This window comes from Rothia sp. ZJ932, assembly GCF_016924835.1.
GTDB lineage: Bacteria > Actinomycetota > Actinomycetes > Actinomycetales > Micrococcaceae > Rothia.
Map to the genome: position 1 here is coordinate 1,467,798 of NZ_CP070480.1, position 12,806 is coordinate 1,480,603.

Here is a 12,806-nt window from a genome sequence, read left to right on the forward strand (position 1 = left end):
ATGTCACAGGCTACATCCATCTGTGATGCACGGACCATTAGAGTCGTAAAAAAGATTGCGAAATCCCCATCTTTCTCAACGCTCAAAGGCCCCAGGCACCCGCGTTTATCTTTCGACTGTGCGGGTACCTAGGGGCTTCGCTAGCACATGCTAGTGCTTTTAGCTTCTCTGCGAGGCTCTAATTTAGATGATGCCCTCTGAGAAGTGGTCAGGGTTACCAAAGCGGTGGGCGGTGATGGAAACTGCCTGCTCCTTGACGAAGGGCAGCATCTCCACACGTCCTGACTCGGTAACGGGCTGGGTGTAGACCGCGATATCGGGGCGACCACCCAGAGCCTCGTAAACGCTGTACGCATCAGTGCCAATGTAACGGATGCGTGAACCACCCAGTGCGGTGCTTTCAAGTTCGCGTATACTCTTGTGAGCTAGTTCGGCAAGGTTTGCCCGGTAGGTTGCGTCATCTTCTACCACTACCTTGACGCCTGCGTTTTCGATAGCGCCCAGAGCAGCAACGGGAATCTCCTGAGCAGTGGAGAGCTCTACGGGAGCGCCCGCTGCGATCCCCGCTAGCACTACACGAATACCGTGCATGAGCTGACCGGTGGAGTCCAAGCGAACCTGAACCTGCTGGGGTACGTAGCGCAAGATATTGCGCTCCACGCCCAATTGGGAAGGATCATGCTTGGCGCCGAATTCTAGTGCCCAGGCTTCAGCATCTGATGAGGTGGCGCGAGTCAGGTACTCGAGATCCTCAATGGTACCAGCGGTGGGTTCACGCAAGGACGCGAGCGCCTCGCGTACACCGGCAACGCTCGGGGTCTGGGTAGCAGTTGATTCTGCTGACTCCCAGTCACTGAGTGCCACCAGGTAGGAGGGGCCACCCGCCTTGGTGCCAGAACCTACGGTTGATTTCTTCCAACCGCCGAAGGGCTGGCGACGTACGATAGCGCCGGTGATACCGCGGTTGACGTAGAGGTTGCCTGCCTGAACCTTGGAGAGCCACAAATCGAGTTCTTTGGAGTCCAAGGAGTGCAGACCTGCGGTCAGACCGTAGTCGGGTGCGTTCTGCAGTTCGATTGCTTCTTCGAGGGTCTTGGCGGTCATGATGCCAAGAATCGGGCCGAAGTATTCGGTGAGGTGGTACTCAGAGCCGGGCTTGACGCCAACGCGGACGCCGGGTGACCAGAGCTTGCCGGTGTCATCGAGTTTCTTGGGTTCAATTGCCCATGACTCGCCCGCTTCGAGGGTGGTCAAACCGCGTAGCAGCTTGCCTTCGGGTTCTGAGATGATCGGGCCCATCTGCGATTCAATATCTTGCGGGTAGGCAACATGCAAGGAGCGTACCGCGTCAAGAAGCTGATTCTTGAAACGCTTTGAAGTAGCTACTGAACCCACCAGAATGACGGTTGATGCTGCTGAACATTTCTGACCGGCGTGACCGAAGGCTGAGTAGACAACGTCTTTCACTGCCAGATCAAGGTCAGCATTAGGGGTAACGATGATGGAGTTCTTGCCGGAGGTCTCACCGAAGAGGGGAAGGTCCTTGCGCCATGAACGGAACATTTCAGCGGTCTCGTAACCACCGGTGAGAATCAGACGGTCAACTGCCTTGTGAGCTACCAGGTGCTGACCGGCGTCCCTGTTGGTGAATTTAGCCAGCTTGAAAACTTCGCGTGGCACGCCTGCGTCCCAGAGAATATCTGCGATGACAGCACCGGTGCGGGCGGTGTTGGATGCGGGCTTGAAGATAACACCCGAACCAGCTGCCAGCGCTGCCAGCACACCGCCGGTAGGAATAGCGGTTGGGAAGTTCCACGGCGGAATCACCAGGGTTAGGTTGACCGGATGGGCGATAGCTCCGTCAAATTCTTCAAGTTTTTCAGCCAGCATGGCGTAGTAGTAGGCGAAGTCGATAGCTTCTGATACTTCGGTATCGCCCTGTTCAAGAGTCTTGCCGGCTTCGAACGCCATAACTTCAAGCAGCTCATCACGGCGCACGGCGAGCTCGATGCCCACCTTGCGCAGAATATCACCGCGTTCCTTGCCGCTGAGGGCACCCCAGGCTTTGGACGCAGCCACAGTTTCATCAATGAGCTCTTCAACGCGCTCGTTAGAATCGACCTCGTTGACGGCCAGGGTGTCAATGCCCAAGGTGGTGGTCTTAGAACGTTCCAGAATCTCACGACCCCAGATACGGTTAGCGCTCAAGGAGGGGTCGGTATCGGGGGTGTTATCGAACTCGCCGCGGGGCACAAAGACGTTCCCAGCGTTCTCCTCCAGACGATTCTGGGTACGCTTGGGACCAGGAACCTCGTCGGTCACCGAGTTCAGCGAACGCAAGAAACGGTTCTTTTCGCGCTCGAAGAGCTCCTTGGAATCGTTGAGGTCAAAGACAGCGCTCATGAAGTTCTCACTGGATGCGTTCTCTTCAAGGCGACGCACCAAGTAAGAGATTGCCACGTCGAATTCTTCGGGGCGCACCACGGGGGTGTAAAGCAAGAGGTGACCCACACGGCGGCGGATGATTTCTGCCTGCTGAGCTGCCATACCGATGAGCATTTCGAACTCAACAGAATCTGCTACACCGCGGTCTTCTGCTAGCAGCAGGGCAAAGGCAACATCAAAGAGGTTGTGACCAGCAACGCCGAGGCGAATGTTCTTAGCGTGCTCAGGTTGCAGCGCATAATCAAGGATGCGCTTGTAGTTAGTATCCGAGAGCTGCTTGGAATCCCACGTGGTCAGAGGCCAACCGTGCAGAGCGCCCTCAACAACTTCCATAGAAAGGTTAGCGCCCTTTACCAGGCGCACCTTGATGCGTGAGCCACCATCAGCAACGCGAGCAGCTGCCCACTTCTGCAGACGCATCATCGCGTCCAGGGTATCGGGCAGGTAAGCCTGCAATACGATGCCCGCTTCAAGGTCTTTCAAGTGGGGCTGATCAAGAATCTTGGTGAAGACCTCAATGGTCATATCGAGATCCTTGTACTCTTCCATATCAAGGTTGATGAACTTCTTGACGGGAGAGTTTGCGGCCAGCTCATAGAGCGGGGTCAAAGATTTGACGGCGTGGTCCACTGCCTCGTCGAATGCCCAGTGAGAGTGGGGGCCCAGTACCGATGACACTTTAATCGAAACGTAGTCGATATCATCGCGCGCCAGCAGTCGCTTGGTTTCGCTCAGACGACGAGCAGCTTCTTTATCGCCCAGTACCGCTTCACCCAGAAGGTTGATATTGAGCTTGTTACCGGTGGAGGTCAAGTGCTCAATGGCAGGACCGAGCTTCTCATCACGGGCGTCCACAATCAGGTGACCCACCATCTGACGCAGCACCTTGCGGGCAATATCGACAGTGGGGGTTGACACCTGTGACGCGAGCTTACCGCCAACATTTACCGCTGACTTCATGTACCAGGGCAAGAAACCTGGAACCAGCGGAGCAATACGTGCCAGATTCTTACCGGCAACAGTCTTATCTTCAGGGCGAACTACACCGTCAACGAAGCCGACAGTAAACTCAAGACCGTTGGGATCCTTAAGGACGCCCGCCAGCTTCTGCGCTGAAGCATCTGCGGGAATATTCTGGGCATCTTTCACCCAGTTTTCAACCAGGCTAACAGCCTCTTGTGCCATCTGCTGGTAGTGTGCTGAGGCAAATACCTTCTCGTTCATCTCAAACCTCCGTAGTCACCTGAACCAGTGACGTCAGTAATTGTTTCTTCTACATTATGTCCCAGCTCACCACTTTAGTAAAATTAAATTATCTTTAGATATATACTTTAGTTTTTCTAAATATTGGAGGTCGTCAGATGTACGACGTACGCCGACTCAATATGCTGCTCGAAGTCCACGAACGTGGCACTCTAGCCGCCGCCGCACAAACCCTGCATCTCACCCCATCAGCAATCTCACAGCAACTCTCAGCACTCGAAAAAGAGGTCGGTACTCCCCTACTCACCCACGTCCGCCGCCGCTACCAGCTCACCGAAGCTGGACGCATCCTCATTGAAGGCACCCGCAGCGTCCTCAGCGAACTCGACACCATGAAAACCCGCATCGAAAGACTCACCGGTGAACCCAGCGGCACCGTACGAATCGCCATCTTTCAATCCGCCGCGCTCGCTGTGCTACCGAAGGCACTGGAATACCTCGCTCAGCATGCCCCGCAGGTCGCCCTGCACGCAGTGCAAATAGAGCCAGAAATTGGACTCACCATGACCAAAAGCCGCGAATTCGACATCACCATCGCAGAAGCCTACCCCCACCATTTCATTCCAGAAATGAGCGAACTTAGCTACGATCTGCTCACCCACGACCCTTTGCACCTCATGGTGCCTACAAGCTCGGCAGTTGAACACGTTGCAGATACGCATGCCCTACCCTGGGTATTGGAACGCCCCGGCAACACCAGCCGAGAGTGGGCGATCAATCGTTGCCGTTCCTTCGGTTTCGACCCGACTATTCGCTACGAAATAGATGACGTCATCACCCACGTCCACCTGGTTAAAGCGGGGCTGGCAGCAGCGATGGTTCCCCACTTCATTGTGCAAGCAATCGATAGCCTTGACGGCGTACGACTCATCGACCACGAAGAGCAAAGCCGTAAGATTTTTGTGGTAACTCGCACCGAATCGCGCGATCAGCTCTCTATTACCGCCGTTAGAGAAGCCCTACAGCACGCCGTCAACCACTAAGTATTCAGCCATTTCCCACCCCTTTTCACGCTATAAACGCACACAAAAAGACGGTAGTAGCCGAAACGCATATCGCTACCGGCAACTACCGCCTTAATACATTTGAGAGTTATTTACCCCTTAAACTAGAGACGAACCGCTACAACCTCAGCGCTTTGCGCCTGCACAAAGTTATCGATAGTAGCGTCAAGAACACAGCTTGCCACAAACTGCACCTGGGCATACTTGGCCTTATTGACCGAAGCGTGGGCCTTCCAGTCAACGGCAACAGTTGATGCCTTGCCGCTAGGCAAATTAAAAGCCAGCGAGAGGAAGCTAGTGTCACCCTCAACGCGTGTGCCCCGCATCGCCAAGCGGTCACCGGACGAACCAGCGCGGGTAACGAATGCGCGCGTGTCCTTCTCCAACAAACCGGAGGCTCGCAAACGGCGAGCGCTCAGCTCAATAGTCGTACCGGCTGCAATTGTCTGGTTACCGTTGTTGCGAATCACCAACTTATTGGGCATGTTGACCATGGTGACGGTATCTGATGAGTTTTCGTACTGTACACGCTGGGGGTCGCCCGTGCCTATCAGCTCAAGTTTAACCGACCGAAAGTTCGCTTCAACGGCAGTGTTCTCCAGAACAATCGGGGTAGGCACTCTACGGTTATAACGATTGGTAGCAGGACGCCGGTTGGACGGGGAGTACACGCCGGGAGGCAGCGGCGCTGCGTGGGCGGCCACGGTGCTTGCGGTGAAGCCTACTGAGAGCACACCCACTTTGAGGGCGGTGCGACGGGTTGAGTTCTGTGTCATGGGTTAGATTCCTTATGCCTTTGAGATGCGGTAGATGCCGCTGATGGTTCCCTGCCACCAAGTACCGAAAGTATCGATGGTGCCTACCATCTGCAGGGTGTCGCCGCCGCCGAGTAGAATGCTGACGTGATCGGGCAGTTGCTGGGAGTAGACGGTACGGCCGGTTTCAATGTCAATAATAGTTGCGTGCGCGTAAGCGCCGTCCGCTAGACCGGCGGGGCCGCGGCGACGTTCGCAGGTGTAAATCAGCTTGTCAGCTGTGGAATAGCGCGGTACAGCCGATGAGTAGACATCATCGCGCTTCCAGATCCGCTTCAGACCGTTAGGAGTGACATCCCAGCGTTCCATACCCGGTGCGAAAAGGGCTGAGGCGGGTATTGAGGGACCTGCGCCGTCAGGGTATTTAGGGTAGGGGTAACCGAAGGTGTTGGCACCCACCACGGTGTTGCCGATGCCAATCATAGAGTTTTCAGTACCCGATGCGCCAGGAGTAAAGAGCCCAGCTTCGCCCACCAAAGAACCGTCTTTAGTGCGGTAAACGATGACGTTTTCTTGGACATCGCCGTTATCGGTCAGCATAACGTAGTCTGAGCCGTTGGGACCGAAGAAGGTGGGGGACGCGCCCGACCCCCAGGCCAGCTTGCCTGGCTTACGAGCGCTACCGCGAGTATACGAATGTGCCCAGTCAATGACTGGCTTAGAATCAGCGGCTGCCGAGAGCATATAGATGCCGTGTGAGGTCACCACGCTCACGCCCGCAGGGCAGGCAGAAATGGAGTTATCCACGCGCTCGTCCATGGAGTAGCGGTTCAGACGCAAGGAACGAAGAACACCGCGCTCCATATCAACAACGGCAACTACACCGTTCTTGGAAGCAACCCATACACGTCCCTGCCAGTCGGGCACCAAACCTACTACCTGGTCGCCACCCATCTGGCTCAGGTATCGCTTAAGATCCACGCGTGAATCAACGCGTAAACCGCGCCCATCGGCACGGTGGGCAATACGCAAGAGAGTATTAGTGCCATCAACCAATACCATACGGTCTTGTTCATCGAGGTAGGCATACACGCCACCGAGCAAGGCACCCTTGGGCAGGTTCAGGTGGTCGAGTTCAGTACCGTTGGGGTGAACGATAGCAATTTTGGGAACAAGGAACTGCCCTTCTGCCGCCACCTGGGTACAAAGCACCTGAATAAACCCGTCGCGTCCTGCCAAAATAGTGGGGCAGGCACCGCCCATAGGGATTTTCTTAACATTCCACGGGCCAGCGCCGGGACCGGGCAGAGGGGTGGTATCTGATGCTTGGGCATCACCATGCATGGTGGCAACACCGGGCGCACCAATGACCCTATTAATTTCAGCGTTATAAGCGCTAACAGTCACGAAGTTTCCTTGCTATTTTTATCACAACATCACCGAAAGATATTTACCGTTATAGCTCAACGAATGTGAGAATCTCTAAACATTGGGGCTTCCTCCCCCGCTCGTTCAAGACAGTAAAAGATTCAACGCGGTTTACAGAAAAATGTATATAAAAATTGAATTTCATTCTTCATTTCATCTGCGCGTTTTCCAAGATCTAGACTCAACAGCCCAAGAGCCCAAGAATCTTCCGAAAATGTTGCGTATATTGAGTATCAAGCAACACTATATCAGCGAAGAGTAACTTTCACCGTAGCATTTTAGAGCTATGTCAATCCCCCCCCTCCAGAAACACTCCTCAGTGCCTATCACAGCACTCATACTTCTAGCAAAAGATGAGCCAGCTGCGCATCCACCACCAAATCGGTAATAGCGCCGGTACGCAAAGCACCCCTCAGAGCTTTGACTCGGTGATCGCCAGAGGCCGCGCACACCCGCCGCGGAATCTTAGCAAGCTCTGCGGGGGTGGGCCCGGTAGCGCGGGCATTGATGTCTAGGTCGGCGTATGTACCGTCCTCTCGCAAAAGAAGGGTGCAGATATCACCCACCACCCCCTGAGCGCGCATCTTCTTGAGTTCATCGGCATCAAAGTACCCACCGTTATAGACGTGTGACGGTATAGCCCCGCCAAAAGCACCAATACCGAACAGGGCAACGTCCACTGTTTTTTGCACAGCCAGCACCCCGGCGATACTGCGCTCGCACCACATCGCCTGTTTAGTTGCAGCAAAGTCAAAGAAAGCAGGCACCGGAAAATGAATCATCTGAGCCCCGTAGGTTTCAGCGACAGAACCCAAGATAGTACCCGAGTACGGAATACCCGTATGGTGGGCGTTGCCCGCCCCGTTGAGCTGTACCACGGTGACATCTTTAAGCGGACGCTTTTTCAGGTACTTTGCCACCTCAGTCACGGTTGATCCCCAAGCAATGCCAGCAACCGATCCCTCTACAATGCAGGAATCAAAAACTTCCGCAGCTACTCGCGCCACCTTCTGCATGCGGGTGATGGGGCTGGCGGACGCATTCACCGACACCACCTGCGCCCGCACCTTGTAACGGTCCATGATTTTCTGCGCCAGGTTATCTTTGGGTCGAAACTCCGCATTAAGACTAATACGCACGATGCCCTCAGCCCGCGCATCCTTCAAAAGCCGGGAGATGCTGGCGCGTGACACCTGGTAGCGGGCGGCGATGGTTTCCATAGTGAGCCCCTGCATGTAGTAGAGGTCAGCCACTTCGTAGATATATTGTGAACGATTGTGCATAGTTTTTATCTTATAGCGCACATTCGTTCATATTGTTAGGGTTGAGCTGACTCACAGGTCAAGATGGTTGCAAGACACTTTTAGAAGCAAAGGAAAGGCATCACACCGTGTACACCACACGTTTCGCCCACGCAAGCCACCTCAACGCAGCTTCACGCCAGCAAGCATTTGACGCCATGACTGATGATGAAGGCGTGGATATTCTGATCATTGGCGGCGGTGTTACCGGCGCTGGCATCGCCCTGGATGCAGCCACCCGCGGGTTACGCACCGCCATTATTGACGCCGGCGATTGGGCAACCGGAACCAGCGCCTGGTCATCAAAGCTAGTTCACGGCGGTCTGCGCTACCTCTATAACCTTGACTTCAAGCTCGTAGCAGAGGCCCTCAAAGAACGTGGTCTTCTGCTAGAGAAAACAGCTCCCCACCTGGTCAAAGCTCAGCCTTTCCTCTGGCCCCTGAAAATGCCCGTGATTGAACGTGCCTACTCGGCCGTTGGAATCGGTATGTACGACGCTATGGCTTATGCAGGTACCCGCGGGCGTCGCACCGTACCCACCCAGAAGCACTTCAGTAAAAAGGGTGCCCTCAAAATCTTCCCCGACATCAAAAACGATGTGTTTACCGGCGCCATTCAGTTCTACGATGCCCGTGTTGATGACACCCGCCTAGTCATCGACCTGGTGCGCACCGCAGCGGGCTACGGTGCTCTGGCGGCTTCTCGCGTCAAGCTCACCAACGTCACCAAAAATAACCTGGGCACCGTCATTGGTGCCGAAGTGCTCAACCGAGAAACCGGTGACACCGCCACTATTAAGGCAAAACACATCATCAACGCCACCGGTGTATGGACAGAAGAAACCCAGTCTATTGCCAACCAGGACGCGGGGCTGGAAGTGCTCGCGTCTAAGGGCATTCACATTCTGGTACCGCGCGATCGCATCAAAGCAACCAGCGGCATCTTCACCATGACAGAAAAATCCGTGCTGTTCATTATTCCCTGGCAACGATACTGGATTATCGGCACCACCGACACGCCCTACACCGAAGACATTAACAACCCGGTAGCTACGTCAAAGGACATTCAGTACGTTCTTGATGAAGCCAACCGCCTGCTGGATAACGAACTAACTGCCGACGATATTATCGGCACCTACGCCGGTTTGCGTCCGCTTCTGCAGCCCAAGCTCAAAGAAGGTTCAGAGGCATCTTCTACCAAGGTTTCACGCGAACATACCGTTACCGAGATTGCGCCGGGAATGAGCGCCATCGCCGGCGGCAAGCTCACCACCTACCGCGTCATGGCTAAGGACGCCGTTGATTTCGCTCTCGGAGAGACCGCCAAGTACCGCCCCTGCGTCACCGAATCTATCGAGCTGGTGGGCGCAACCGGTTATCGTGCCGCTGAAGCAGCGCGCTCATCCATCGCCCAGGCACAGGGCTGGAACGATGAGCGCATGACCCACCTGCTCGAACGCTACGGCGCTGAGATCCACGATCTGCTGGCGCTCATTAAAGAGAACCCCGAACTGGGCAAGCCCCTTGAGCACGCACCCCAGTTCCTGCGCGCTGACGTCGTTTTCGGCGTGCGCTACGAAGGTGCCCTGCACCTTGAAGATATCTTGATTCGCCGCGTCCGCCTTGATCTTGAGCAGCGTGACCGTGGCCTAACAAGCGCCGAAGAAATTATCGCCCTCATGAGCGAAGAACTCGGTTGGGACGCCGCCACCGAACAGCACGAGCTAGATACCTACCGCGCCCGTGTGGAGGCTATTGCCGCAGCTGAAACCGAGACCACTGACCGCGCAGCAACCGCTCACCTGAGCAACGCAGAAACTGTAGTTGGCTAACAACAACTACCCCTGGTGCAGCCTGCGGCTCGGCACTATCAGCCGGGTAGCAGGCTACACCAGTGCCAGAAACTGACACTTTTCCCGCTACACATTCAGCACCACAAGGCAGACTTATTGCCTAGGGTTTTGAAAATATATTTCTCACTACATAAATATTCTTCACGGTAAGAATCTTTAACGTACAGAGTCGTACAGAAAGGACGCGCACATGAGCTTGTCAGCATCAACGCTGGTTGCCGAAGGCGCAACCGCCCTCAAAACAGCAGAGGGCACAGCAACCACCCTGGGAGTTTTCTCTTCAGAGGTGCTAGGAACCGCCGTTCTCATTCTCTTGGGTGCCGGTGTTTGTGCCGCAGTCACCCTGCCCAAATCGGCAGCCAAAAATACCGATTGGCTAACCATCGGCTTCGGTTGGGCGATGGCAGTGTTCGCCGCTGTCTATGTATCAGCTCCTTCGGGTGCCCACCTCAACCCCGCAGTTACCGTTGGCCTTTTTGTAGCAGGTAATGACTTCGCCCCCGGTATCGCCCCCACCGTGCCTAACATGTTTGTTTACTTTGCCGGTGAGTTCTTGGGTGCTTTCGTTGGTGCCTGGCTTGCCTACTTGGCTTTCAAGAAACACTTTGATGAAGCAGAACCCAATACCACCCGCGGTGTCTTCTCAACCGCACCGGCAATCCGCTCCTACGGGTGGAACCTCGTCACCGAAGCTATTGGCACCTTCGTTCTGGTCGGCTTCGTGGTCGCATCAGGTCTCACTCCTTCAGGTCTTGGTCCACTCGGCGTAGCGCTGATCGTTTTGGCAATCGGTCTTTCATTGGGCACCCCCACCGGTTACGCCATCAACCCGGCACGTGACCTAGCACCTCGCATCGCCCATGCCCTCATGCCTATCAAGGGTAAGGGCTCCTCAGACTGGGCATACGCCTGGGTGCCAGTAGTTGGCCCTATCATAGGCGCTACTGCCGCAGCACTGATTATTCCCACCATGCTGGGCATCTAACCTTCTTTCACCCCACCGGGGCGGACGCGTCCACCCCTCAACCCTCCACTCACAAACCGACAAAGGAGTTAAATCATGAGTGAAAAAACCCTCCCCGAACGCAAGAAGTACATCCTCTCAATTGACCAGGGCACCACGTCCTCCCGTGCCATTCTCTTCAATAAGCAGGGAGAAATCGTCTCGGTCGGTCAGCACGAACACGAACAGATTTTCCCGAAAGCGGGCTGGGTAGAACATGACCCCGCAGAGATCTGGACCAACATCCGCAAATCTGTCGGTGAAGCACTCACCAAGGCTGAGGTCAACCACCACGAAATCGCTGCCGTCGGTATCACTAACCAGCGCGAAACCGCTGTGGTGTGGGATAAGAACACCGGCGAACCCATCTACAACGCCATCGTTTGGCAAGATACCCGCACCCAAAAAATTTGCGAGGAGCTCGGTGGCGAAGAAGGCCCCAGCAAATACCATGACATTGTGGGGCTCAACCTTGCCACCTATTTCTCCGGCCCCAAAATCAAGTGGATTCTCGATAACGTAGAAGGCGCCCGCGAAAAAGCTGAAGCAGGCGATCTGCTCTTCGGCAACACCGACACCTGGGTTGTTTGGAACCTCACCGGCGGTGTGGACGGCGGCGTTCACGTCACCGACGTTACCAATGCTTCACGTACCATGCTGATGAACATCCGCACCCTGGAATGGGACGAAAACATCGCCAAGGACATGGGCATCCCCATGAGCATGCTGCCCGAGATTAAGTCCTCCTCTGAAATCTACGGCTACGGTCGCCCCAAGGGTCTACTCAATGGCACCCCCATCGCCGGTATTCTTGGTGACCAGCAGGCAGCGACCTTCGGTCAGGCGTGCTTTGAAAAAGGCATGGCAAAGAACACCTACGGCACCGGTAACTTCATGCTGATGAACACCGGCGAAGAACCCGTCATCTCTGAGAACGGTTTGCTCACCACCGTCGCCTACAAGATTGGCGAGAATAAGCCCGTCTACGCCCTTGAGGGTTCAGTGGCGGTTTCAGGTTCACTCATTCAGTGGTTGCGCGACAATCTCAAGATGATTAATGACGCCTCAGAGTCAGAAGCGCTGGCAACCTCCGTTGAAGATTCGGGTGGCTGCTACATCGTTCCTGCCTTCTCTGGTCTTTTTGCTCCCCACTGGCGTCCGGATGCACGCGGCGTCATCGTTGGTCTGACCCGCTACGTCAATCGCGCCCACATTGTGCGAGCAGCGCTGGAAGCAACCGCTTGGCAGACCCGCGAAGTGCTCGATGCGATGAACGCTGATTCCGGTGTTGAGCTTTCTGAGCTGCGCGTGGACGGTGGTATGACCGCTAATGAGTTCCTCATGCAGTTCCAGGCTGACATTCTGGGTGTGCCCGTTATTCGCCCCAAGGTCATTGAGACCACCGCCCTCGGTGCTGCCTACGCAGCCGGCATCGCTGTTGGTTTCTGGGAGGGTGAACAGGACGTCACCGCCAACTGGTCAGAGGATAAGCGCTGGGAGCCTTCCATGGATCGGGGCGACGTCGAACGCCAGTACCGTACCTGGAAGAAGGCAGTCTCTAAGACCCTGGGTTGGGTTGATGAGGACGTAGATTCCGAGTAACCCCTTGCAGGGAACCAACACAAGAGGTGACCACGAGAAGTGATGGTGACCGTACATTTTACGGTCAGCATTACTTCTCGTGGTCACCTCAAATATGAATGAAACGTTTGTTCCTGTAGAAATCAGTGATACAAGTATGGACGCGCAGTACC

The 12,806-nt window shown here is 55.2% G+C and carries 8 protein-coding genes; 4 read left to right on the forward strand and 4 right to left on the reverse strand.

What is annotated here, in order from left to right; all coding sequences use genetic code 11:
- Nucleotides 1-183: 183 nt before the first annotated feature.
- Nucleotides 184-3,669, reverse strand: coding sequence for a bifunctional proline dehydrogenase/L-glutamate gamma-semialdehyde dehydrogenase (locus JR346_RS06730; RefSeq protein ID WP_205482034.1), 3,486 nt, complete (start codon nucleotides 3,667-3,669; stop codon nucleotides 184-186).
- 137 nt (nucleotides 3,670-3,806) lie between these two features.
- Between JR346_RS06730 and JR346_RS06735 the strand changes: the two genes are divergently transcribed.
- Nucleotides 3,807-4,691, forward strand: a complete 885-nt coding sequence (locus tag JR346_RS06735; protein WP_205482035.1) for a LysR family transcriptional regulator — start codon at nucleotides 3,807-3,809, stop codon at nucleotides 4,689-4,691.
- Between the two features lie 125 nt (nucleotides 4,692-4,816).
- On the opposite strand, the gene JR346_RS06740 is transcribed toward JR346_RS06735, so the two are convergent.
- From JR346_RS06740 to JR346_RS06750, 3 genes are all read right to left on the reverse strand, one after another.
- Entirely contained in the window at nucleotides 4,817-5,488 is a 672-nt protein-coding gene (locus tag JR346_RS06740; RefSeq protein ID WP_205482036.1) for a hypothetical protein, read from the reverse strand.
- Between the two features lie 12 nt (nucleotides 5,489-5,500).
- Nucleotides 5,501-6,874 carry a 6-pyruvoyl tetrahydrobiopterin synthase gene (locus tag JR346_RS06745; RefSeq protein ID WP_240333899.1) on the reverse strand — a complete coding sequence of 458 codons (1,374 nt, stop codon included), beginning with the start codon at nucleotides 6,872-6,874 and terminating at the stop codon, nucleotides 5,501-5,503.
- Between the two features lie 356 nt (nucleotides 6,875-7,230).
- Complete coding sequence (locus JR346_RS06750) at nucleotides 7,231-8,178, reverse strand: sugar-binding transcriptional regulator (protein ID WP_205482037.1); 948 nt, start codon at nucleotides 8,176-8,178, stop codon at nucleotides 7,231-7,233.
- Nucleotides 8,179-8,285: 107 nt separating this feature from the next.
- On the opposite strand from JR346_RS06750, the gene JR346_RS06755 reads away from it, so the two are divergent.
- From JR346_RS06755 to glpK, 3 genes are all read left to right on the forward strand, one after another.
- Nucleotides 8,286-10,028, forward strand: a complete 1,743-nt coding sequence (locus tag JR346_RS06755; RefSeq protein ID WP_240333900.1) for a glycerol-3-phosphate dehydrogenase/oxidase — start codon at nucleotides 8,286-8,288, stop codon at nucleotides 10,026-10,028.
- Nucleotides 10,029-10,239: 211 nt separating this feature from the next.
- On the forward strand, nucleotides 10,240-11,034 hold the full coding sequence (locus JR346_RS06760; RefSeq protein ID WP_204876424.1) for an MIP/aquaporin family protein: 795 nt from the start codon (nucleotides 10,240-10,242) through the stop codon (nucleotides 11,032-11,034).
- A gap of 75 nt (nucleotides 11,035-11,109) precedes the next feature.
- Nucleotides 11,110-12,654 carry a glycerol kinase GlpK gene (gene glpK / locus JR346_RS06765; protein WP_204876428.1) on the forward strand — a complete coding sequence of 515 codons (1,545 nt, stop codon included), beginning with the start codon at nucleotides 11,110-11,112 and terminating at the stop codon, nucleotides 12,652-12,654.
- Nucleotides 12,655-12,806: the final 152 nt, after the last annotated feature.